General features: G+C 69.9%; 20 protein-coding genes and 1 tRNA gene. 13 read left to right on the forward strand and 8 right to left on the reverse strand.

The genetic code is table 11. The features are described 5' to 3' along the window. Positions 1-79: 79 nt before the first annotated feature. From QM708_RS05495 to QM708_RS05510, 4 genes are all read left to right on the forward strand, one after another. Positions 80-772 carry a uroporphyrinogen-III synthase gene (locus tag QM708_RS05495; RefSeq protein WP_415111292.1) on the forward strand — a complete coding sequence of 231 codons (693 nt, stop codon included), beginning with the start codon at positions 80-82 and terminating at the stop codon, positions 770-772. Then, positions 769-1,743: a porphobilinogen synthase gene (gene hemB, locus QM708_RS05500; protein WP_415105162.1), complete on the forward strand. Its 975-nt coding sequence runs from the start codon at positions 769-771 to the stop codon at positions 1,741-1,743. The genes QM708_RS05495 and hemB overlap by 4 nt, the downstream gene beginning before the upstream one ends. 141 nt (positions 1,744-1,884) lie before the next feature. Further along, positions 1,885-3,216 carry a glutamate-1-semialdehyde 2,1-aminomutase gene (gene hemL / locus QM708_RS05505; RefSeq protein WP_415105164.1) on the forward strand — a complete coding sequence of 444 codons (1,332 nt, stop codon included), beginning with the start codon at positions 1,885-1,887 and terminating at the stop codon, positions 3,214-3,216. 47 nt (positions 3,217-3,263) lie between these two features. After that, complete coding sequence (locus tag QM708_RS05510; protein WP_415105166.1) at positions 3,264-4,898, forward strand: FAD-dependent oxidoreductase; 1,635 nt, start codon at positions 3,264-3,266, stop codon at positions 4,896-4,898. Positions 4,899-4,902: 4 nt separating this feature from the next. On the opposite strand, the gene QM708_RS05515 is transcribed toward QM708_RS05510, so the two are convergent. The 4 genes from QM708_RS05515 to QM708_RS05530 form a co-directional block, all read right to left on the reverse strand. Then, on the reverse strand, positions 4,903-5,163 hold the full coding sequence (locus QM708_RS05515; protein WP_415105168.1) for a metal-sensitive transcriptional regulator: 261 nt from the start codon (positions 5,161-5,163) through the stop codon (positions 4,903-4,905). A 64-nt stretch (positions 5,164-5,227) separates the two neighbouring features. After that, on the reverse strand, positions 5,228-6,070 hold the full coding sequence (locus tag QM708_RS05520; protein ID WP_415105170.1) for a DUF3349 domain-containing protein: 843 nt from the start codon (positions 6,068-6,070) through the stop codon (positions 5,228-5,230). Positions 6,071-6,073: 3 nt separating this feature from the next. After that, a complete protein-coding gene (locus QM708_RS05525; RefSeq protein WP_415105172.1) occupies positions 6,074-6,364 on the reverse strand; it encodes a hypothetical protein in 291 nt (96 codons plus the stop codon). Between the two features lie 10 nt (positions 6,365-6,374). Beyond that, complete coding sequence (locus QM708_RS05530; protein WP_415105174.1) at positions 6,375-7,655, reverse strand: inorganic phosphate transporter; 1,281 nt, start codon at positions 7,653-7,655, stop codon at positions 6,375-6,377. Between the two features lie 179 nt (positions 7,656-7,834). Between QM708_RS05530 and QM708_RS05535 the strand changes: the two genes are divergently transcribed. The 5 genes from QM708_RS05535 (at position 7,835) to QM708_RS05555 (ending at position 12,632) form a co-directional block, all read left to right on the forward strand. Then, positions 7,835-9,961, forward strand: a complete 2,127-nt coding sequence (locus QM708_RS05535) for a hypothetical protein (RefSeq protein WP_415105176.1) — start codon at positions 7,835-7,837, stop codon at positions 9,959-9,961. Positions 9,962-10,049: 88 nt separating this feature from the next. After that, positions 10,050-11,000 (forward strand): 4-hydroxy-3-methylbut-2-enyl diphosphate reductase, encoded by a 951-nt coding sequence (locus QM708_RS05540; RefSeq protein WP_415105178.1) that lies wholly within the window; start codon positions 10,050-10,052, stop codon positions 10,998-11,000. A 45-nt stretch (positions 11,001-11,045) separates the two neighbouring features. Then, the gene (gene xseA, locus QM708_RS05545) at positions 11,046-12,284 is read left to right on the forward strand and encodes an exodeoxyribonuclease VII large subunit (RefSeq protein ID WP_415105180.1); all 1,239 of its coding nucleotides are present in this window, start codon (positions 11,046-11,048) and stop codon (positions 12,282-12,284) included. Continuing rightward, on the forward strand, positions 12,281-12,493 hold the full coding sequence (locus tag QM708_RS05550) for an exodeoxyribonuclease VII small subunit (protein WP_415105182.1): 213 nt from the start codon (positions 12,281-12,283) through the stop codon (positions 12,491-12,493). Before xseA ends, QM708_RS05550 begins: the two co-directional genes overlap by 4 nt. A 63-nt stretch (positions 12,494-12,556) precedes the next feature. Then, a tRNA-Glu gene (locus tag QM708_RS05555) sits at positions 12,557-12,632 on the forward strand. Positions 12,633-12,760: 128 nt separating this feature from the next. Here the strand turns inward: QM708_RS05555 and QM708_RS05560 are convergent. After that, positions 12,761-13,135, reverse strand: a complete 375-nt coding sequence (locus tag QM708_RS05560) for a VOC family protein (protein WP_415105184.1) — start codon at positions 13,133-13,135, stop codon at positions 12,761-12,763. A gap of 336 nt (positions 13,136-13,471) precedes the next feature. On the opposite strand from QM708_RS05560, the gene QM708_RS05565 reads away from it, so the two are divergent. Then, a complete protein-coding gene (locus QM708_RS05565; protein WP_415105186.1) occupies positions 13,472-14,044 on the forward strand; it encodes a cysteine hydrolase family protein in 573 nt (190 codons plus the stop codon). A 315-nt stretch (positions 14,045-14,359) separates the two neighbouring features. Here QM708_RS05565 and QM708_RS05570 read toward each other — a convergent pair whose 3' ends face one another. Both QM708_RS05570 and QM708_RS05575 read right to left on the reverse strand, forming a co-directional pair. Beyond that, positions 14,360-14,761, reverse strand: coding sequence for a hypothetical protein (locus tag QM708_RS05570; RefSeq protein ID WP_415105188.1), 402 nt, complete (start codon positions 14,759-14,761; stop codon positions 14,360-14,362). 45 nt (positions 14,762-14,806) lie between these two features. Beyond that, positions 14,807-17,239, reverse strand: a complete 2,433-nt coding sequence (locus QM708_RS05575; RefSeq protein WP_415105190.1) for a TIM-barrel domain-containing protein — start codon at positions 17,237-17,239, stop codon at positions 14,807-14,809. 152 nt (positions 17,240-17,391) lie between these two features. On the opposite strand from QM708_RS05575, the gene QM708_RS05580 reads away from it, so the two are divergent. Further along, positions 17,392-19,020 carry a glycoside hydrolase family 13 protein gene (locus QM708_RS05580; RefSeq protein WP_415105193.1) on the forward strand — a complete coding sequence of 543 codons (1,629 nt, stop codon included), beginning with the start codon at positions 17,392-17,394 and terminating at the stop codon, positions 19,018-19,020. Positions 19,021-19,083: 63 nt separating this feature from the next. Here QM708_RS05580 and QM708_RS05585 read toward each other — a convergent pair whose 3' ends face one another. After that, a complete protein-coding gene (locus QM708_RS05585) occupies positions 19,084-20,847 on the reverse strand; it encodes an alpha-glucosidase (protein WP_415105196.1) in 1,764 nt (587 codons plus the stop codon). Between the two features lie 171 nt (positions 20,848-21,018). On the opposite strand from QM708_RS05585, the gene QM708_RS05590 reads away from it, so the two are divergent. Together QM708_RS05590 and QM708_RS05595 are read left to right on the forward strand one after the other, a co-directional pair. Beyond that, a complete protein-coding gene (locus QM708_RS05590; RefSeq protein ID WP_415105199.1) occupies positions 21,019-22,041 on the forward strand; it encodes a LacI family DNA-binding transcriptional regulator in 1,023 nt (340 codons plus the stop codon). A gap of 129 nt (positions 22,042-22,170) precedes the next feature. Further along, entirely contained in the window at positions 22,171-23,493 is a 1,323-nt protein-coding gene (locus tag QM708_RS05595) for an ABC transporter substrate-binding protein (RefSeq protein WP_415105202.1), read from the forward strand. The last annotated feature ends 1 nt before the right edge of the window (position 23,494 follow it).

A 23,494-nucleotide genomic window follows, 5' to 3' on the forward strand; every position in this document is an offset into this window, starting at 1 on the left:
TCCCCCAACTGACCAGGTCTTTCACCACGAGCGCGCGCTGTGGGCGCCCGGCACCGCCGAGGCGCTGGTCGGACGCCGCGTGCTGCTGCCCCGCGCCGAGGGCGCGCTGGCGCGGGCGATCCGCGCCGCCGGCGCCGAAGTGGACGCCGTGCGCGTCACCGAGCCGCGCGCGCTGCCGTTCGAACTGCCCGGGCGCGCCGACTGGCTGGTGCTGACCTCGGCCGCGGGCGTGGTCGCGCTCACCGACGCCGGCGTCGACCTCACCACCCTCTCGGTCCGGATCGCCGCCGTGGGCCGCGCCACCGCGTCCGCCATCGAGGCCGCCGGAGCCCCGGTCGACGTGGTGCCCTCGGGGCGCTCCGATGCCGGGACCCTGCTCGACGCCCTGCTCGAGGCGTCCGGACACACCCCGGCCTCGGCGATCATCGCCGGTTCGGCGCTGTCCAGCCCACGGCTGGCCGACGGGCTCACCGCCCACGGCTGGCAGGTCGAGACCGTGCACACCTACACGACCGCGCCGCTCGCCGAGGCGTCCGCCGCCCGGCCGTGGCCCGACTACGACGCGCTGGTGCTCACCTCCGGCTCGATCGCCCACGCCGTCGTGTCGCTGCTCGGCCTTCCACCCGAGCAGGTGGCCGTCGCCACGCTCGGCGACCCGAGCGCCCGGGCCTCAGCCGAAGCAGGTTTCCGCGTGGACGCGGTCGCCGCCACCCAGGACGGCCCCGGGGTCGTTGACGCACTCATCCGCGCCCTCAGCAAGGAGCAGCCATGACCCTCGTCCGCCCGCGCCGCCTGCGCACCACGCCCGCGATGCGCACCCTGGTTCGCGAGACCCGCATCCATCCCGGCCAGCTGGTGCTGCCGGTGTTCGTCGCCGACGGCATCGACGCGCCCAAGCCGATCGCGTCCATGCCCGGCGTCGTGCAGCACACGCTGGATTCGCTGCGCCGCGAGGCGTCCGCGGCGGTCGAGGCCGGGCTGGGCGGGCTGATGCTGTTCGGCGTCCCGCTCGACTCCGACAAGGACGCCGCCGGTTCCTGCGGCGCCGACCCCGAGGGCATCCTCAACCGCGGCCTGCGCGCCGTGCGCGAAGAGGTGGGCGACGCGATCGTGGTGATGGCCGACACCTGCCTCGACGAGTTCACCGACCACGGCCACTGCGGCGTCCTGGACGCGACCGGTGCGGTCGACAACGACGCCACCGTCGAGGCCTATGTGCGCCTGGCGGTGTCCCAGGCGGACGCCGGCGCGCACGTCGTCAGCCCCTCGGGAATGATGGACGGCCAGGTGCTGGCCATCCGTGAGGGCCTGGACGCCGCCGGTCACGCCGACGTGTCGGTGCTGGCCTATTCGGCGAAATACGCCTCCGCCTTCTTTGGTCCCTTCCGCGAGGCGGTGGCGAGTTCGCTGCAGGGCGACCGGCGCGCCTACCAGCAGGATCCGGCCAACCGCCGCGAGGGCCTGCGCGAAACCCTGCTCGATCTCGCCGAGGGCGCCGACCTGGTGATGGTCAAGCCGGCCGGCTACTACCTGGACGTGCTCGCCGACGTCGCCGCGGCATCCGATGTGCCGGTCGCCGCCTACCACGTGTCGGGTGAGTACGCGATGGTCTGCGCGGCCGCCGAGCGCGGCTGGATCGACCGTGACGCCGCCCTCGCCGAAGCCGTCACCGCCATCCTGCGTGCCGGCGCCGACATCGTGCTCACCTATGCCGCGTTGGAATTGGCCCGCCGGAGTCACTGAACCACCGGCCCAGGATTCCAGCGCCTGATTCGGCGGCGCCCGGCCCGGAACGGGTCCTTCGCGGTCCGTTCTGCCACCTCTGGGCTTGGCACATGGTCAGCCCGGCGGTGAGAATGAACGGTCAACGAAGGAAAGGACGCCATGCCGCAGCACCGCCTGTCGATGGAAGAGGTCTACCGCACCGCCTGCGAGGTGATCCCGGGTGGGGTGAGTTCGCCGGTGCGCGCGTTCGGCTCGGTCGGCGGCACGCCGGTGTTCCTGATGGCCGCCAGCGGCGCGCACGTCTTGGCCGTCGACGGCTCGCGTTACGTCGACCTGGTCTGCTCGTGGGGGCCTGCTCTGCTCGGGCATGCCCATCCCGATGTGGTGGACGCCGTGAAGTCGGCCGCCTGCCACGGACTGTCCTTCGGAGCACCGACCACCGCCGAGGTGGACCTGGCCGGGATGATCCGCGCGCGGGTACCGTTCGCGGAGAAGGTGCGCTTCGTCTCGACCGGCACCGAGGCGACCATGACCGCGATCCGGGTGGCGCGCGGCGCGACCGGGCGCGACGTGATCGTGAAGTTCGCTGGCTGCTACCACGGCCATTCCGACGCCCTGCTGGCCGCCGCCGGTTCGGGGGTGGCCACCGCGGGCCTGCCCGGCTCGGCGGGGGTGACCGCGGCGTCCGCGGCCGACACCATCGTGCTGCCCTACAACGACGTCGCCGCGCTGGAAGAGGTCTTCGCCGCCCGCGGCGCCGAGATCGCGTGCGTGATCACCGAGGCCGCCCCGGCGAACATGGGCGTCGTCACCCCGCTGCCCGGCTTCAACGAGGCGATCCGCCGGATCACCCGCGAGCACGGCGCACTGATGATTTTCGACGAGGTGCTGACCGGGTTCCGCGTCGGCCCGGCCGGCTGGTGGGGACTCGAAGCCGGTGTCGACGCTCCCAGCTACACCCCTGATCTGGTCACCTTCGGCAAGGTCGTCGGCGGCGGCATGCCGCTGGCCGCGCTCGGCGGCCCCGCCACCCTGATGGACCTGTTGGCCCCCCTCGGCCCGGTGTACCAGGCGGGCACCCTGTCGGGAAATCCGCTGGCCACCGCCGCCGGCATCGCCACCCTCGCGCTCGCGGACGCCGACGTCTACACCCACGTCGACCAGGCCTCCCTGATCCTGCGGCACGCCGTCGGCTCGGCCCTGACCGCCGCCGGGGTTCCGCACCGCATCCAGACCGCGGGCAGCCTGTTCAGCGTCTTCTTCGGTGAGGACGCCGCCGCCCACGGCGTCCGGAACTACGACGAAGCCAAGGCCGCCGACACCTTCCGCTACCCCCCGTTCTTCCACGCGATGCTGGACGCCGGGGTCGCGTTGCCGCCGAGCGTCTTCGAGGCGTGGTTCCTGTCCGCCGCCCACGACGACGAGGCTCTGGAAGACATCATCGCCGCCTTGCCGAAGGCTGCCGCCGCCGCGGCGTCCGCCACCGCGTAGCCGCACCTCACGCGACAAATAGATACCCCCGGGGGTATAGTCGGGTCATGCGAGTGATCATCATCGGAGGAGTCGCGGGCGGGATGAGCGCGGCGACGCGGTTGCGGCGGCTCGACGAGCAGGCGTCCATCACCGTGCTGGAGCGTTCGGGGTATGTGTCGTTCGCCAACTGCGGACTGCCGTACCACGTGGGCGGCATCATCGAAGAGCGCGGTCAGCTGCTGTTGCAGACCCCCGAGTCGCTGGCGGCACGCTTCGCCCTGGACGTCCGGGTGCACACCGAGGCGACCGCGATCGACCGCGACCGCAAGGTCGTCGGCGTCCGCAACACCCAGACGGGCGAGACGGACGAACTCCCCTACGACAAGCTGATCCTCTCCCCCGGCGCCCGTCCGGTACGCCCGCCGATCCCGGGCATCGAGCGCGCTCTCAGCCTGCGCGACATCGAGGACACCGACGCCCTGGTCGCCGCCACCGCCGATGCGACGACGGCCGTCGTGATCGGCGGCGGGTTCATCGGCATCGAGGTCGCCGAGAACCTCATCCATCGCGGCCTGCAGGTCGCGCTCGTCGAGGCGCTACCGCAGGTGATGGCGCCACTCGATCCCGAGATGGCCACTGGGGTGCACGACGCGATGCGCGCCGCCGGCATCGATCTGCGCCTGGGCTCGGGCGTCACCGCGATCAACCAGAAGTCGGTGACCCTGGCCGACGGCAGCGAGATCCCGGCGGACGCCGTGGTCGCCGCGATCGGCGTCCGGCCCGACACCACCCTCGCCGCCACGGCCGGCCTCGCCGTGGGCGCGCTCGGTGGCATCGCGGTCGATGAGGCACACCGGACGAACGATCCCGACATCTACGCGATCGGCGACGCCGCCGAGAAGGTCGACGCGCTCAGCGGCGACGCCTGCCTGGTGCCGCTGGCCAACACCGCCAACCTGGCCGGACGCCGCGTCGCCGACCACATCGCGGGCCTGCCGTCCTCGAACCGGCCCGTGCTGGGCACCGCGATCGTCAAGGTATTCGACCTGACCGTGGCCACCACCGGCTGGAACGAGAAGCGGCTGCGCGCCGCCGGACGCCCCTACCGCGCGATCCACACCCACCCGGCCTCGCACGCCGGCTACTACCCGGGCGCCCAGGGCATGGCGCTGAAGCTGCTGGTCGATCCCGAGACGGACGCCATCCTGGGCGCCCAGGGAGTCGGCGGCGAGGGCGTCGACAAGCGGATCGACGTGCTGGCCACCGCGATCACCGGCGGCCTCACCGCGTCCGCCCTGGCCGAACTCGAACTCGCCTACGCCCCGCCGTACGGCTCGGCGAAGGATGCGATCAACATGCTGGGCCATGTCGCCGACAACCTGCGCCGCGGCACCACCCGCGCGCTGCAGTGGCACGAGCTGGACGCCGCCGTGGCGGCCGGCGCCACCGTGCTCGATGTGCGGACGCCGGGCGAGCACGCGCGCGGATCCATCCCGGGCGCGATCCTGGTCGGCGTCGACGATCTGCGCACACGCGCCGCCGACCTGCCCGCGGGGCCGCTGGTGGTGCACTGCGCGGTCGGCGTCCGCGGCCATACCGCCGCCCGCCTGCTCACCCAGTTGGGCCGCGACGCCGTCAACCTGGACGGCGGCTACGCGACCTGGGCGGCCGGGCGTGCGGCGCAGCAGGCGGCTCGCTGATCCATCACGCCAAGGACAGAAAGAGTTTCTCCAGCTTGGGCACGTCGACGTCGGCGGTCTCGGGGTCAGCGGCACACTGCCGCAGGCCGGTCGCGATGGTCTGGAAACCGGCGCGGTCGATCGCCTTGGAGACCGCGGCGATCTGGGTGACGATGTCTTCACACTCGCGGCCCGACTCGATCATGGTGATGATGCCGCCGATCTGGCCTTGCGCGCGCTTGAGGCGGGCGATCACGGCCGCCATCTCGCCGGGTTCGATCTTCATCGGATGCCTCCTCGTCCGGCAGGCTGGGCGCCCGCGCGAATCCAGAGTACCCCCGGGGGTATTTCTACGCTACCGGGCCGTCGTCGTCGGCCAGCTCCACGCCGGCCGCACGCAGATGGTCCACGACGCGTTGCAGTTCGGCCTCGTCGGGAAGCTCCCGGGTGATGCGCAGATACTCGGCCCCGACATCGACGCGGTTGGCCGGCACCAGGCCCGACCCGCGCAACCGGTCGGCCAGCACGGTGAGCTCGTCGGCCGACAGCCGCCGCTGCAGCAAACCCAGCAAGGGGACGAAGTCGGCCTCGGGAATGCCACGCGGATAGCCCGCCTTGAGCCAGCTGAACACGCGCTCGGCCCGGGTGGGCGGACGCAGGGGCTCGGGGGCCGGAACTGGCCTGGGCTGGGGCGCGGACGCCGACACCGACGGCGCGGGAGCCGGATCGAGAGGCGCCACCGGCGCCGGTAGGGCCGGCGTGGCCGGAACCACCGGCGGCGCGGCCTGGGCGGCCACGCCGGGCTCGGCGTCCGGAGCAGACCCCGGGGACGCCTCGGGCTCGAGCGGTACTTCAGGCTCGGGATGAGCGGCCGCCAGCGAGGCCATCGGCACCAGCGGCCAGCCACCGAGCGCGAGCCGGCTGGCGACGCGCCGGACATCCTCGGCGGTCGGGTCCTGATGGACCGTGTGCCTGATGATCTCGCGGATGCGCTCGGCCGGGATGTTGGAGTCGAGGCCGCCCTCGCCCTCATGCAGGGCGCGGGCGATCTCCTCGATCTCGGCGTCCGTCAGCGAGCGGTGCAGGATGCCGAACAAGGCAACGTAGTCCTGCTGCGGAATGCCCTGCGGATAACCCGCACGCAACCAGCGGAGCATCCGCTCGAACAGGCTGGATCCGACCGCGGGGGCCATGGGTCACTTCTTGGTGAAAGCCGGCAGGACGCCGTCGAAGGAGACGTGGTAGCCGAAGCCGGACGAGACGATCACGGCCAGGCCGAGCAGGATGATGGCCACCACCAGCACGAAGCAGGCGATGCCGACCACCTTGCCGATCAGATGATGCGGGCCGCCATCCACGACGGCCGCGCCCCCCTCGCCATAGGCGTAGGCGCGCATGCCGAACGCGAAGAGCGCAGGCAGCCCCGCGCCAACGAGCAACGAGATGACCAGCACTTCGCCGACCGCAGTACCGAACAGTTGCAGCATGGCGACCTCCTCAGGCGTCCAGAATAGCGGGAGACGGGGCCGAACCCGCCGGAGGCGTGGCGGTCACGTTTACGGTGGACGCGGTCTCGGCCGACGGCGCCGGCGTGGCCCCCTCGCTCCACTCGGCGTTCACGTTGCCGGCATGGACGGGCGCCTTCTTCGACTGCCAGATGATGGCACCGGTGAGGCTGAGCAGCACCGCCAGCACGAGCAGGACGCCGGCGTAACCACCGACCCCGTTGCCCACGAAGTAGCACAGCGCGCCGACCAGGGCCGCGGCGGGCAGCGTGGTGAACCACGCCATCACCATGCGCGCGGCGACGCCCCAGCGCACCTCGGCGCCCCGCTTGCCGAGTCCTGAACCCAGGATCGAACCGGTGGCGACATGGGTGGTCGACAGCGCGAAGCCCATGTGGCTGGACACCAGGATGACCGCGGCGGAGGAGGCCTCGGCCGCAAGGCCCTGCGGCGAGGAGATCTCGACCAGGCCCTTGCCCAGGGTGCGGATGATCCGCCACCCGCCCGAGTACGTGCCCGCGGCGATCGCGACCGCACAGGCGACCTTCACCCACAGCGGCACCTGCGTGGTGTCGGTCCACACGCCGTAGGCGATCAGGGCCAGCGTGATGACGCCCATCGTCTTCTGGGCGTCATTGGTGCCGTGCGCGAGCGAGATCAGGGACGCCGTGCCGATCTGCCCCCAGCGGAATCCCGCCTCGCGGTGCTTCTCGACGACGTTCGCGGTGATCCGGAACACCAGCCAAGTGCCGACGGTGGCGACGATGCCGGCCACCGCGGGCGAGGCGAAGGCAGGCAGGATGACCTTGCCGACCACGCCATCGATCTTGGCGCCATTACCGAACCAGTTGACGCCGTTGAAGCCCAAGGCGGCCAGCGTCGAGCCGATCAGGCCACCGAAGAGGGCGTGCGAGGAGCTCGACGGCAGGCCGAGAAGCCAGGTGAGCAGGTTCCACACGATGCCACCCACCAGACCGCAGAACACGATGAGCAGCAGGGTGTGGCCGCTGTCGGCCAGGAATTCCGGCCGCGGCGCGCCCGAGGCGTCCTGGATGCGGATCACCGCGTTCGTCACGGTGAGCGCCACCTCGACGGAGAGGAAGGCGCCGATGAGATTGAGGATGGCCGACAGCGTCACTGCCGCCTTGGGGCTGAGGGCACCGGTCGCGATGGAGGTAGCCATCGCGTTGGCGGTGTCATGGAAGCCATTGGTGAAGTCAAAGGCGATCGCCGTGACGATCACAAGGATCAAGAGCAGGAGTTCAAGGCTCACTCTGAACAGCATGGCACAGCCCGGGAAACAGTCAACCTCGAAGGTGAACTCTAGGAAAACAACGTTTGAACGTTTGTGGCGACACGCCGGTGAGACCCTGAATCGACGCTGCAGACTCCCCGGATCGGGCCATCCGCGGCCCCCGATAAGATGGGCGGGCCCGACGTCAAGGAGTCCTGATGGCACCCTCCGCCGACCAGCACGCGCGACGACTCAAGGAGTTGATCTCCCAGGTCAAGAAGCTACGCGGCTGGGTGGCGTCCGATCCGAGCAAGGCCGAACCGCTGGTCGACGCGCTCAACGAGCTCACCGCGCGCCGCCTGGTCGCGCACCGCTCCCTGGACGCCGCAGCCGACGCCCAGGACGCCCTCACCCGCGCCAACAAGCTCGTCGCCGAACACGGTGCCGTCGGGCCGTTCACGCCCGTGGACGACGGCGTCCGGTTCGTGGCCGCGACGACCCACCTCGCCTGCGCGCAATCCGGTGCTGGCAACGCCGTTCAGGGCGCGCAGATGGCGCAGGCCGCACGCGGCTGGATGACGTTGCTGCCCCACGTCGACCTCGTCCCCTATCTGGGGCCGCGCACGGCCGTGTGGCTGCTGGCGGCGCAGGCGTCCGGAGCGGCGGCAGCCGGCGATCTCGCGACCGCCAACGCGTACGCGGACGCCGCCCTCGCCCGCGCCACCGAGGGCGGGCTGTCCTCGGGCGAGGACGCACCGGTGCTGGTGGATGCGCTGCGCCTGGTCGCCGACGTCCGCTGGTCGGCCGGTGTCGTGACGGACGCCGTGCAGGTCAGCCGCGAGGCCGTGGCGGCGTCCGCCGAGGTGGCCGCCCCGGTGCTGCACGGCGATGCGCGCGTCGCGGACGCCTGGACACAGCGGGTGCTGCCGCCGTGGATCGCCAGTCGTCGCGACCTCGCCGACCGCCTGTTCGGCACCGGCGACACCGAGGGTGCGCTGGCGGAGCGCCGCCATCTCGCCGACCAGCTGGGCGTGCACGTCACCCGGCTCGGCGCTCCGGCACGGGCAGGCCTCGCCACCACGCTCGCCGACCTTGCCTGGGATCTGCTCGCCCTCGATCGCCCCGACGAGGCATTGGACGCCGCCGGCCAAGCCGCCGAGGCGGCAGGGTCGCTGGCCGCCGCCGAGGCTGTTCCGGGCGAGCATCTGGACGCCCAGTTCGCCGCCGTGACCGCGCTCGCCCGGGCGCTGGTGGCCGCCGGCGAGCCGTCCGAGGCCGCCGAGGCGCTCGCCTCGTTGCAGGACCGCTACGCCTCGCTGCGTAAGCCGGCCGGCTTCGACGCCTGGCTCGCGGTGACCGCGCTCACCCAAGCCGACGCCGAACGTGCCCTCGGCGACGAGCAAGCGTCCGAGGAGTCCCTGCGCACCTTCCACACGCTCATCGCTGGCCTGCGCGCGGCATCCGGCACCGCCGCCGCGCTGTACGCGGACGTGCCCAACCTGGTCTATGCGCGCGATCGCGCGCGCGGGGTGGCGACCCGCTCGCCGCTCCCGACCCCCTCGTGGTCGAACCTGTCCGATGCCCTCGCGCTCACCGCCTCAACCCGGTCCGCGCTGCCGCTGCCCGAACCCGAACCGCCGGTCACTCCGAGCACGGGCACTCCGATTCCGGCGCCCGCGCCCGCGCCCGCTGCGGCTCCGGCTCCGGCTCCGGCTCCGGCGATCACACCCGCCCCCATCGCGGAGCCCGCACCGGTCTCGGCACCCACACCGGTCGTGGAACCGGCGTTGGCAGACGTCGAGCCGGAGCCCGTCGGCATGGTGGCGCCCGAGCCCGTTGCGGAGGCGGCGCCTGCGGCCGAGTCCACACCACGCCGCGCGGCCGAACCGGCTCCGGACGCAGCGGCCACCTCGTCCGAGTCCGCGCCACGGCGCGTAGCAGAGCCCCTTCCCGCGGCCCACGCCGAGCCCACTCCTGCCTGGGAACACCGGGACGAGCCCGCGGCGTCCGCTGCCGAACCAGAAACCACGGCTGCGGTGGAGCCCGGGACGGTTGCGACGTCCGCTGCGCCGGCGGGGCCCCCGGCGCTCGCGGAACTGGAGTCGGCGCGTTCGGAGTACGCGGCCGCGCGGGCGTCCGGCAACCGGCAGCAGGTGCTGGCAGCGGCGACCGCGCTGGTGGAGGCGCTCCGCCCGCTCGGCGATGCCGACCCCGCCGGCTACGGGGCCGAGTTGGTCGCCGCTTTGGAGAACCTGGGCGACGCGAAGTTCCGCGCCGGTGACTGGTGGGGTTCACGCGCACCGAAGAAGGAGGCCAAGCAGCTGTCGAAGCAGCTCGGTCTCTGAGCGGCGCCCGATCTACTCGGCACCGATCCTCGGCGCGTGGATGGATCGGCGTCGGGCGCGCGGGCGGCGTCCTTGTACCCTGGAACGCATGACCAAAAGCGTTGTCGTCGCCGCGCCCCGCGGGTATTGCGCGGGCGTGGACCGTGCTGTCGTGACCGTCGAGAAGGCGCTCGACCTGTACGGTCCTCCGGTGTACGTGCGCAAGCAGATCGTGCACAACAAGCACGTCGTCGAGAACCTGGAGGCCCGCGGCGCGATCTTCGTCGAGGAACTGGATGAGGTGCCTGAGGGTGCCACCGTGGTGTTCTCCGCGCATGGGGTGGCGCCGACGGTGCATGTCGAGGCGGCGCAGCGACAGCTGAAGACGATCGATGCGACCTGCCCGCTGGTCACCAAGGTGCACAACGAGGCGAAGCGGTACGCGCGCGAGGGCAATCAGATCCTGCTGATCGGGCATGCCGGCCATGAAGAGGTCGAGGGCACCATGGGCGAGGCTCCCGACCGGACCATCCTGGTGGAGCGTCCCGAGGACGTCGAGCATGTCGAGGTCGAGGATCCTTCGAAGATCGTCTGGCTGTCGCAGACCACGCTGAGCGTCGACGAGACGTGGGACACGGTGTCACGACTGAAGACCAAGTTCCCGCTGCTGACCAGTCCGCCCTCGGACGACATCTGCTACGCGACGCAGAACCGGCAGTCGGCGGTCAAGCAGATCGCCCAGGACGCCGACCTGGTCATCGTCGTCGGCTCGCGTAACTCGTCCAATTCGGTGCGCCTGGTCGAGGTGGCCCTCGAGGCGGGCGCGAAGGCGTCCTATCGCGTCGACAACGCCGGCGAGATCGACCTGGCCTGGCTGGACGGTGTCGGCAAGGTGGGGGTCACCTCGGGCGCCTCGGTGCCGGACGAACTGGTGCAGGGCGTCCTCGATCTGCTGGTCGAGAACGGGTTCCCCGAGGCGGTCGAGGAGCGTCTCACCGAAGAGAACCTGACGTTCGCCCTGCCGCCCGAGCTCCGCAAGGACCTCAAGAAGAAGGCGTGAAGCCCCGCGCCGAAAACGTCGGCGGCGCACTCTAGGGTGGGTGCCATGCCGTTGACGTCCTCTCCCGAGCAGCCCCAGCCGCTGCGCGAGGTGGTCACGCTGCTCAAGGGCTGGGTGGAGCGCACCGGGCCGGTGTGGGTCGAGGGTCAGGTGATCCAGCTCAAACGCCGGGTCGGGTATTCGATCCATTTCCTGACGCTGCGCGACAAGCTCGCCGACGTGAGCGTTCAGGTGGGGGTGAGCACGGCGGTGCTGGACGCCGCGGGCCCGCTCACCGAGGGCACGCTGGTCGTCGCCTGGGTGCGGGCGACGGTGTTTCCTGGCAACGGATCGTTGCGGTTCGAGTGCCGCGAGATCCGCCCGACTGGTGAGGGACGCCTGCTCGCCCATCTCGAACAGCGCAAGCGCGCGCTGCAGGCCGAGGGCCTGTTCAGCCCCGACCTGAAGAAGCGACTGCCGTTCCTGCCCCGCGCGATCGGCCTGGTCACCGCCAAGGCGTCCGCCGCCGAGCGTGACGTGGTCGAGAACGTCCGCCGCCGCTGGCCGGGCGCCCGGATCGAGATCCGGCATGCCCTGATGCAGGGCCAGCAGTGCGCCGAACAGGTGACCGACGCCCTGCGCGCCCTTGATGCGCACCCAGACGTCGAGGTGATCATCGTCGCCCGCGGCGGCGGCTCGCTGGAGGATCTGCTGCCCTTCTCCGACGAGTCCCTGGCCCGCGCGGTGTTCGCGTGCCGGACGCCGGTGGTGTCCGCGATCGGGCACGAGACCGACACCCCGATCCTCGACCTGGTCGCCGATGTGCGCGCCTCCACCCCCACCGACGCCGCCAAACGCGTGGTGCCGGACGCCGCCGAGGAGGCCCGCGTCATCGCCACCGGGCGCCAGCGGCTGCGGGACGCGATCGTCCGCAAGGTGCGCACCGAGCAGGACTGGCTCGACTCGCAACGCTCCCGGCCGGTGCTGCGCGACGCGAGCGGCGCGATCGCGCTGCAGAGCGAGCGCATCGCCGACCTGGCCGGACGCCTCGACCGCGGCATCCGGCGGGCGATCGTCCGCGAGCAGGATTTCGTCACCTCCAGCCGGGCGCGCGTGCGCGCGCTGTCGCCGCAGGCGACCCTGCAGCGCGGCTACGCGATCCTGACCACCGACGACGGCCGCACCGTGGCGTCCATCACCGACGTCGAGCCCGACGAGGCGATCATCGCCCGGCTGATCGACGGCGACATCGCCGCCGCGGTGATCGACGTCGAACCCCACGACCACGACCAGGAGGAACGATGAGCGACGAGAAGCTCAGCTACGAGCAGGCCCGCGAACAGTTGGTCCAGGTGGTGCAGAAGCTCGAATCGGGCAGCGTGCCGCTGTCGGAGTCGATGGCCCTGTGGGAACGCGGCGAGAAACTGGCGGCGCTGTGCCAGACCTGGCTCGACGGAGCCAAGGCGACCATCGACGCCGCCCGCAACCGGACGGACGAGGCACCTCAGCCCTGAGCAGAGCCGGCCGAACCCAACTTGGGGCGTCCGCGGGGCGTGCACTATGCTGAACCCGGCCCTGTCCCCATCGTCTAGTGGCCCAGGACTCCGCCCTTTCACGGCGGCAACACGGGTTCGAATCCCGTTGGGGATGCCAACGCGAAGGCCCTGCCCGACCACCTCGGTCCGGCAGGGCCTTCGTCACCAGCACACCGACTGAAGCCACACCCACGTGCGCTCCGGGCGACGCCGGCGTGCCATGCTGCGGTTTCGGGCGCGCAGCCTTCAGCCGGCGACCCATAGACAGAACGGGTGCCCGGCGGGATCGATGCAGACCCGGACGTTGGCCTGCGGCTGGTTGCCGGCCATCCGGGCTCCGCATCGCCGGGCGTGCTGCAGGCCGGATTGCAGATCGTCCACCTGGATCTCCAGGTGGACCTGCATCTGCTGATCGCCGGGCGCGCCGGGCCAGGTCGGCCGGACGTGGTTCTTCTCGAGTTGGCAGGCGATGCTCACGCCGCCGTCCGGGTTCCACACCCCAACCCAGGCCGGGTCGTCGGTCGGCCCCAGCGTCCAGCCCAGCAATCGCGCGTAGAACCGCGCCAGCGTCACCGGGTCGGAGGTCCCCAGCGTGACAGTACTCAGACGGATTCCCTGCATGGGCATAACCTCTCACAATCCCGTAATGCGCGACGACCCGCAGATCGCCTCGGACGGCCTCTCGCGGCCTTGGCGCGTCACGCATCCCCTACCCCATGCTCACGCGCACGAGTTGCACCGATGCGCACGAAATTTCGTAGGCAACGGTGCAACTCGTGCGCAACAGCGAAACCCGACCCGTTCCACCCGCCAAGCCCTCTCGGACCAGGCCGTCGAATGGGTTAGCCAACGCCCCATTCTCAAGTATCACCCCTAGCCGATCCCAGAACACGTGTGGTTCAATGACCATGCCTGACCGCACGAAGCAGTGCGCACACCCCCACAACAGGAGATCGCATGAACACTCCCTCGACAGGCTTCCGCGCCCTCGATCATTGGTTGGTCGTGATCGACCCGCAGAACATCTTCGCCGCACCCGATTCCGACTGGGCGTCGCCGTTCTTCGACGACGCGGTCGCCAATATCCGGCGGCTGGCCCCGGCTTTCGGCGACCGGGTGCTGATCACCCGCTGGCTGCCCACCGCCGACCGCGACACCTCGTGGGGTGAGTACTTCACCGACTGGCCGTTCGCGGACCGTCCGCCGACCGACCCGATCTTCGACCTGGTGCCCGCCGTCCAGGACCTGACCACGCGTCCCACCCTCGACCGGCCGACGTTCGGCAAGTGGGGCCCGGAGATGGAGGCCATCGTCGGCCACGCCCCGCGGGTGGTGCTGACCGGCGTCTCGACCGACTGCTGCGTGCTGTCCACGGCACTGGCCGCAGCGGACGCCGGCGCCTACGCGGTCATCGCCGCGGACGCCTGCGCCGGCTCGACCGCCGATAACAACGCGGCGGCGCTGCAGGTGATGGGCCTCTATCCGCCTCAGCTGACGATCTCCGACACGGCGTCCATCCTGGGCAACTGAGGCCACCAGGGAGCTTCTGGATAGTGGGCGGATCTTGGCACCAACTGCTGTGCCGAGATCCGCCCGCTATTCGTGATTCGGAGGTGGCGAAGGCGGCCGTCGAGTTCGACGATCACCCCGTGGTCAACCCACAAGTGCACGAACTGGCGCCCCAACGGCAACAGCCCATGAGCCTGGATCTCGATCCAGGTCTCCGTCAATGTAAAGATGTGGCGAGTAGACGCACCACGATTTTGCATTGATGACCCGGAAACCGTCGTCGTGAATTGGCGCAAGGCATGAGAGACGGCCCGGCTCAGGTCAGCATCGCCCAACTCACGAAGCGGACACCTCCAGCAGCCACTCGACGTCCTCGGCAGCGACCTCGTAGGCACCCGCACCATCGATGTAGATCAGGAAGTGCCGGATCTTCCAGTGACCCCCGGTCTCACTCGGCTCGGCCGCGAGCAGTTCGCCGACCCAGTCCGAACCCTCGACCTCAACGAGGGTGTCGTAGGCGTCTTCGATGTGCCAGAGCGTGCAGTGCCCCTCCGCTCGGAATCGGTAGGCACGGACCCGCCGGAACCGCAGGCCGCCGATGAACAGCTCGCCGTCGCGCTCGTATGTGCACCGCAGCTCTGCGTCGCCGCCAGGGTGGGTGAATACCGCGTCCTCGGTGTACGCGGACGGTGGCGGTGAGAGAGGCCCGATCACCCGCTTGACCGTGGTTGAACTCACGGCAGTGCCGTCCCGTAGCCTGCCGAGGACCCGGCTCATGCCGGTCTATCCATCGGCACGCTCCAGGATCGCGTCACGCACCACCGGGGGCAGGCCCTTGATGGTGGAGAGTTCCTGAGCCAACGCCAGTCCGCGCAGTTCCTTGACTGCCTTCCAGGCGGCGTCCTTGGCGAGGAACGGCATCTCGGCGGCGTCCAGCACCGCGAAGGCCTCGGCGACCACGTCGACCGGGGCCCACCTCACACCGCTGATCAGCACCTCGTTGCGCGTGGTGAAGTCCATCGACCGCACCGGGATGTGCAGGGCCGGCGACAGGATCTCATCGGTGCCGACCAGAATCGCCTGGCGCACGCGAGGATCGACGTCGCCGCTGATGGCGGCGCTGGTGAACCCAGCCACGCCGACGATGTCGAGCGCGATATCCCGCCGCACCACGGCGTCCGGCCCGGTGGTCGGTTCGATCACCAGGTGCAGGTCGACCGAACCGTCGTCGCGGGTGATGAGTTCCTGCACGAACCGGGTCACGTTCCGGTCGGACGCCTCGGGCGCACCCTGGCCACGGTCCTCGATCAGGTGCGAGACCCCGGTGCCGGGGAAGACGCGCAGCGTCAACGACTCGGGCGCATCGACGATCGGCGCCAAGGCGTCGGCCAGCGGCAGCACCGACCCGGCCCGGGCCAGCACCGCGGACTGCTCCAGCGGGCGATGCAGGGTGACGTGGCGTCCGCCGGCGTAACGCTGGCCGGTGAACAGGTCGTACCAGGCGCCCTCGGGCAGCCAGGCGCGCGCCGAGCCGAGCTGCGCGGCGGCGTCCTCGGGGGCGGTGATCGGGGCGAGCAGCAGGTGCTCCCCCATCATCGCCTGGTTGGGGACGCGGAAGGCCTCGCGGGTCAGCGGGTGGTCGTGGTACATCGGGCGCACCACCGACACGCCGTCCGTATGCGCTTGCCAGGCGGCGGTGTACAGCGACGGGATCAGCCGGTGCCGCAACCGCAGGAAGCGCGCCATGATGCCGTGGGCGCGCGGCTCGAAGCTCCACGGCTCCTTGCTCATGAACGGGCTCAGCGTCGAATGCAGCCGGTTGATCGGCGAGAACACGCCCAGCTGGAACCAGCGCACCACCAGTTCGGTGTCCTTGGCCCCGAACATGTGCCCGCCGACATCGTGCGACCACCAGGTGTAGCTGACGTTGGCCGCGGTCGCGGTGAAGTACGGCTGAAAGTCGAGCGAGGCCCAGGTGACCACCGAGTCGCCGGAGAACCCGATCGGGTAGCGGTGGCTGCCCAGGCCCGAGTAGCGCGAGAAGGTGAGCGGACGCCGTCCGTCACGCCCCGAGTCGAGGTAGTGGATGTGGTTCAGCATCCACAGCGGGTCGAGGCCGTCGATGGCGGTGGCCCCGCCGGACTGCCAGTCGAGCCACCAGAAGTCGACGCCTTGCTCTTCCAGCGGATGGTGCAGGTAGCGCAGGTAGGCGTCCACGAACTGGCGCGAGGTGACATCGAACGGCACCGGCAGCCCGCTGTCGGGATCCATACCCATCGCCTCGGCCATCTGCGGGTAGGCGTCCTCGTGGCGCCGGACGCCGTCGGCCGGGTGCACGTTCAAGGTGACCGCGAGCCCGCGGGAATGCAAGGCGTCCAGGAAACGCTGCGGGTCGGGGAACAGCTCCGGGTTCCAGGTGTAACCGGTCCAGCCGGTGCCGATCTCGGGATCGACATCGACGATGTGCCAATCCATGTCGATGACCGACACCGACAAGGGAATTTGCTCGGCGGCGAAGCGGTCCATCAGGTCGAGGTATTCGGTCTCGCTGTAGGGCCAGTACCGGCTCCACCAGTTGCCGAGCACGTAGCGCGGCACCAGCGGGATCGGCCCGGCGAGCCGGTGGTAGTCGGCGATCGTCGCGGCGTAGTCGCGGCCGTGCCCGAACAGGTAGAGGTCTTGGCGGGGCCGCGATCCGGCGTCCGGACGGGCGGCGATCCAGCCGTCGGAGGTGAGCAGCGCCGAGGTGGAATCGTCGAGCGAGGTGAACCCGAAGGTGGACAGCACGCCCTGTTCGAGCGGGACGGCGCCATCGGCCAGGTCGACGGTGCGCGCGGTGCCGAACAGGTTGCCCCGCATCGGCAGCTCCTGCGGGTAGGCGTAGCCGTAGCGCCACACCGAGTAGTGGTTGTCGGTCGCGCCGCGGCGCAGCGTGACGGTCAGCCCCGCCGAGGAGAACTCCTGGCCGTCATAGGCCAGCACCAGGTTGTCGGTGACGATCTCCAGCCCGCCCTCGGGCCGGTGCGTCACCGTAAAGTCGGGCACCGGGAAGTCGCGGCTCACCACCAGCTGGGTGCGCTCGTCGACGAAGACGCCGTTCTCGGCCCACTCCATCCGGATCAATCCCGCGCTGAGCACGGTGAACCGGTAGGTGTCCCCGCGGACGACGGCATCCGGGTGCGCGGGCGCCAAACGCCCGTCCGACATGGCGATCATGAGTATTTCCCTTCGACGGTCGAGGCAGCCGCACATCCGTGCGGAAGGACGCCTCCGCGCGTGACCCCACCCTGACGGGGCACGGGATGGACCGATCTACTGTCTTGATTCTCGACCAAACCACCGCCGGCCGCAAACGATTATCCTCAAGCATGACGAAACCGTGGTGGCGTGACGCCGTGATCTATCAGGTCTATCTGCAGAGCTTCGCCGACGGCAACGGGGACGGGTACGGGGATCTCGCCGGCCTTCGGTCTCGGCTGCCCTACCTCCGCGACCTCGGCGTGGATGCGATCTGGATCACGCCCTGGTACCGGTCCCCGATGGTCGACAACGGCTACGACGTCGCGGACTACCGCGACATCGATCCGGCGTTCGGCACCCGCGAAGAAGCCGAGCAACTCGTCGCCGAGGCCCACGCACTGGGATTGCGCGTGCTTCCCGACATCGTGCCGAACCACACCTCCGACCAGCATGCCTGGTTCCAGGCCGCACTGGCCGCCGGCCCGGGCAGCCCCGAGCGGGCACGCTACCTCTTCCGTCCGGGCCGCGGAGCCGACGGCGAACTGCCGCCCAACAACTGGCCCTCGCGCTTCGGCGGGCCCGCGTGGGAGCGCGTCATCGAGGCGGACGGACGCCCCGGCGAGTGGTATCTGCACCTCTACGCACCCGAGCAGCCCGACCTGAACTGGGCGAATCCTGAAGTGCACGCCGAGTTCCGCGACATCCTCCGGTTCTGGTTCGATCGCGGCATCGACGGCTTCCGCATCGACGTGGCGCACGGCAACATCAAGCAGGAGGGCCTGCCCGACGTTCAGCCGGGGGCCGACGAGGCGCGCGACGGCAGCCATCCCTACCGCGACCAGGACGGGCTGCAGGAGATCTTCGCCGAATGGCGCAGCGTCGCCGACGAGTACGACGGTGACCGCACCTTCGTCGCCGAGGCCTGGGTTCCCTCCACCGACCGGCTGGCCCGCTACGTGCAACCGGGCAAACTGCACACCGCCTTCAATTTCAACTTCCTGCGCACCCCCTGGGAGCCGGTGGCGCTGCGTGCGGTCATCGACGACACCTTGGACTCGCTGGGTGCCGTCGGCGCCCCGTCCACCTGGGTGCTGTCGAATCACGATGTGGTCCGGCATGTCAGCAGGTTCGGGCGCCCCCCGAAGGGGTGGGGCAATGGCGGGTACTACGCCATCGAGGGCCCCCTCGATCTGGAGTTGGGCCGGCGGCGGGCGCGGGCGGCCGCCCTGCTCACCCTCGCGCTGCCCGGCGGCTGCTACATCTACCAGGGCGACGAACTCGGCCTGGCCGAGGTCGAAGACCTGCCCGAGGACGCCTTGAGGGACCCGATCTGGGAGAACACCGGTCACACCCGCCGCGGACGCGACGGCTGCCGTGTTCCGCTGCCCTGGTCGGGCGACCGGGCACCCTACGGCTTCGGGACGGCCGCGCCGGCCTCACCCTGGCTGCCGCAGCCATCCGACTGGGCCGGGCACACCGTCGCCGATCAGGCCGGTGATCCCGGCTCGACCCTGGAGTTGTACCGGGCCGCGCTGAGCATCCGCCGTAGCCACCCCGCGCTCGGCGACGGCACGATGGCCTGGAACGAGTCCGGGGCCGAGATCCTGGACTTCAGCCGGGCGCCCGGATTCCGCTGCATCCTGAACTTCTCCGGCCGAGACCTGTCTCTTCCCGGTGACGCGACGGTGCTGCTGTCGAGCGTCCCGCTGACCGGGCATGCGTTGCCGCCCGATGCCGCGGTCTGGCTGGACACCTGAGTGACCACGGGGTGATCCCGGCGGCTATGCCCCGCCCGGGATCACCCCGTTTACGACGCACGATCAGGCGCGGCCGTCCAGGTAGGGGTCATCGGACGGCAGGGCGACGATCGCCTGCCAGGGGGCCAGTTCGGTGACATCGTCGAGACGGACGCCCCCGGTGCCGCCGAGCGCGACCACCAGGCCGCGCCCGGCGTGGCGGGCGGCGACGGCCGAGGCGTCGGTGGCCTCACCCGACAGGTTGGCGATCATCACCGCGCGGCGTCCGTCGAGGTCACGGACGACCACGTAGAGCCGCTCGTCGTCGAGGTCTTCGAGGTGGCAGTCGCCCAGGGCCACCACCGGGCTGGTGTGGCGCAGGTCGATCAGCGCGCGGTAGTGCGCGAACACCGAATCGTCGCGGCGGCGATCGTCCTCGACGTTGATGGTGGCGTGGTTGGCGTTCACCGGCATCCACGGCGTCCTGGTGGTGAACCCGGCGTGCGCCTGAGCCGTCCACTGCATCGGGCTACGGGAGTTGTCCCGGGCCATCGGCCGGATCCGCTTCAGGATCTCGTCGTTGGGCGCCGAGCCCGCCTCCTTCTCACCACGGAAGAAATTGCGGGACTGGACGTCCAGCAGGTCGTCCTCGCTGCGGATGTCGATGTTCGTCATCCCGATCTCTTCACCCTGATAGACATACGGCGTGCCACGATGCAGGTGCAGCACGGTCGCCCAGGCCTTCGCGGACGCGACCCGGCCGTCCTGATCGTCGCCCCAGCGAGAGACGGCGCGAGGCTGATCATGGTTGTTCCAGTAGAGGCTGTTCCAGGAGCTCTCCAGCCCACGTTGCCACCGGTCCATCGTGCGCTTCAGACTCGGCAGTTCCAACGGAACGGGATTCCACTTGGAGCCGACTTGGTCCACGTTGACGTGCTCGAACGTGAACACCATCTTGAGCCCGCCGACGCCGGGATCGGTGATCTTCCTCACCGTGTCGAGTTCAATGTTCGGCGTCTCCCCGACGGTGAACAGGCATCCTTCGTGTGCGTCGAGCACCGCGCGGCGCATCTCGTCCAGGTACTCCAGCAGGCGTGGCCCGTTCGAGTACAGCGCACGCCCATTCGCCAGGCTCTGCCCCGGCTGGGCGGGCGCATCGGGAAGACCGTCGGGCTTGGAGATGAGGTTGATCACGTCCATCCGGAACCCGTCGACCCCACGATCGAGCCACCAGCGCATCATGGAATAGACAGCCTCGCGCACCTCGGGGTTCTCCCAGTTGAGGTCGGGCTGTTTGGAGGAGAAGATGCGCAGATACCACTGCCCGGTCGTCTCGTCGTAGGTCCAAGCCGGGCCGGAGAAGTGGGACTCCCAGTTGTTGGGCGGCACGAGGCCGTCCTCGCCCTTGCCATCGCGCCACACATACCAATCGCGCTTCGGATTGTCGCGGGAGGCGCGCGACTCGACGAACCAGGGATGCTCATCGGAGGTGTGGTTGACCACCAGATCCATGATCAACCGCATACGCCGCGCGTGCAGCGCCGCCACCAACTCGTCGAGGTCGGCGAGGGTGCCGTAGTCGGGCTCGATGTCGCAGTAGTCGGAGATGTCATACCCGTTGTCATCCTGAGGTGACGGATAGATCGGCGACAGCCACAGCACGTCGATCCCGAGGTCACTCAGATGGTCGATGTGATCGATGATGCCGCGCAGATCCCCGATGCCGTCACCGTTGCCGTCGGCGAAGCTGCGCGGATAGATCTGGTAGGCGACCGCCGCCTGCCACCACGGCGCATCGGACGCCTCGAGCGAGGGCTGCTTGTTGATCTGCGGTGCTTCCTTGCACATGTCAGACTGCTCCTGGAACGACTAACTAGAACGATCCACCAGCCTAGGTGTTCCGGCGGATGAAAGGTAGGAGGGAGCGACAAATAGGCACCCGGGACGAAGTGCCCACACTTCTCGGCCAGCCAGACACGCGCGATGCCGCAGAGGCGGCGCTGGCCTATCCTCGGGACCATGGTCAAGCGAGTCACCCTGAACGACATCGCGGCGCACGCAGGCGTGTCGCGGTCGGCGGTGTCACTGACCGTGCGCGGGGACGGCCGACTGGCCCAACAGACCCGCGAGCGCATTCTGCGCTCGATGGACGAACTGGGCTACGTCTACAACCGCTCGGCCGCCGCCCTTCGCGAGAAGAACCGCCGCCTCGTCGGAGTCGTCCTCTCCACGCTCGACAACCCCTTTTACACCCAATCACTGCAGGCCATCGAGGTCGAGTTGGCCCGGCTCGACTACGGTGTGATCACCGCGTCCTCACTGCGCAGCACGATGCGCGAGCAGGAGGTCCTGCGCTCAATGCGCGAGTTCGGCGTGACCGGCGTCATCTTCGCATCCGTCGGCGACGCCGTCGCGGACACCTCGGCCCAACTGGAGGCGGCCGGCGTCGCATGCCTGAGCTACACCCGCTACGACCCAGCCGTCGACTACGTCGGACCCAACGACGTCGAAGGGGGCCGTCTGGCGGCGGAGCACCTGCTCACTCACGGCGCGAAAACCCTGGCCTTCGTCGGCGGGCAACGCCCTTCTTCGGTGTCCCACATGAGGCAGTCCGGGATCCGCAGCGTGCTCGACGAAGCCGGCATTCGCACCCCCCTCATCTCGACCACCTGCGAAGCCTCGATGCGGGGCGGTTACGAAGCCGGCCACGCCCTGCTGGAGGCCGGACCGCTCCCGGATGCGATCATCTGCCTGAGCGACGCGATCGCGTTCGGGTTCATCCGCGCCCTCCGCGAGGCGGGCCTCAGCACGCTGCCACGCATCGTCGGGTTCGACGACGTCGAATTGGCGTCCTACTGCGACCCGAGCCTGACAACGGTGTCGTCGCATCCCGATCGCATGGGACGCCTGGCCGCCCGGCTGCTGGTGCAGCGCCTCGAAGGACAGCGACCCGCCCCCCAGGTGCACTACACCGAGCCCGACCTCGTCGTACGCGAGTCGTGCGGCTGCGGGCGCACACGCGGGGCAGCGGCACACCTCTGATTCATTTCGCCGCGAGCCGTTGACACAGCCATCTCGGCGTGCGACTCTGACGCCACTGCTGCATCGATCCAGCAGCCAATTTGCGGAGGCGTCCATGACGGTCGCCAGTTACAAGGAAGTGATCTGCGAATGAAGTCGAATACCCGCGCCAGCCGGCGCCGCATTACTCCGTTCATCGCCGCCGCGGGTGTCGCCGCGCTCGTCTTCTCCGGGTGCAGTTCCCCGGGTGCGGCTCCTTCGGCCGCCGGAGGCCAGGCGCCGCAGGCCCGCGCTCCTCAAGCACCGATGCTCGCACCCGACGCCGACAAAGGCGCGACCGGCGACATCGTCTTCTGCGGCGGCAAGGACACCGGCATCCGCGAGGCGACCGCCAAGCGTTTCAACGCCATGCAATCCGCGATACGCGTGAGCTATCTCGAGCTCGGCGCCGACACGAGCGCCGCGCGTACCGCGGCCATCCAGCGACTCGAGGGCGGCTCGACCGACTGCGACATCTACATGACCGATGTCGTGTGGACGCCCGAATGGGCCCAGCAGGGATGGCTGTACGACCAGACCGACCTGGTCAAGGCGGTCGGCGGCGAGATCATCCCGTCGATTCTCTCCACCACCGAATACGACGGCCGCAACTGGGCGATGCCGTTCTACACCGATTCCGCGCTCATCTACTACCGCACCGACCGCGTCAAGGCCCCCACCTCGTGGAAGGATCTCTACGCGCAGGCGGCCGCCGACCCGGAGCACAAGCTGCTGCTGCAGGCCAAGGCCTATGAGGGCCTCACCGTGAACTTCCTCGAGTTGCTCTACTCGGCCGGTGGCAGCGTCATCGACGAGCAGGGCAAGGTCGTCATCGACTCGCCCCAGGCGCGCACCGCACTGACTTTCATGCGTGACGGCTTCAAGAACGGTTCGATCGATCCGGCATCGCTCACCTACGACGAGACCGGTGTGCGCCGCGCCTACGAGTCCGGCCTCGGCGGCTTCCAGCGGAACTGGCCGGGCGCGTGGAACGGCACGCAGGCCAGCGAGGCCGGCCCCAAGACCGCCGTGGCGCCCCTGCCGTCCTTCGACGGGACGGGTAAGCCCGCCGGCGTCCTCGGCGGATGGAACCTCGCGGTCGCGCAGAAGGCGAAGAACCCGGGCGCTTCGGTCGCGTTCATCAAGTACGTCGCCAGTGAGGAAGCCCAGAGGCAGATGGTGCTGGAGACCGCTCAGTCTCCGATCCGCGCGGCGCTCTACTCCGACCCGGAGGTCGTGGCCAAGATCCCGTTCGCACCCCAGCTGAAGACCTCTCTGGAGAACGCCAAGCCACGCCCGAAGTCGCCGGTCTACGCCCAGATTTCGCGGGCCATCTATGAGAACGTCTACGCCGTCCTCAGCGAAGGCTCCGATGTGGACGCCGCCATCAAGAAGATGGCCGACGAGATCCAGAAGGCGCAGGAGACCTTCTAAG

Source organism: Propioniciclava sp., assembly GCF_047602245.1.
Lineage (GTDB): Bacteria > Actinomycetota > Actinomycetes > Propionibacteriales > Propionibacteriaceae > Propioniciclava.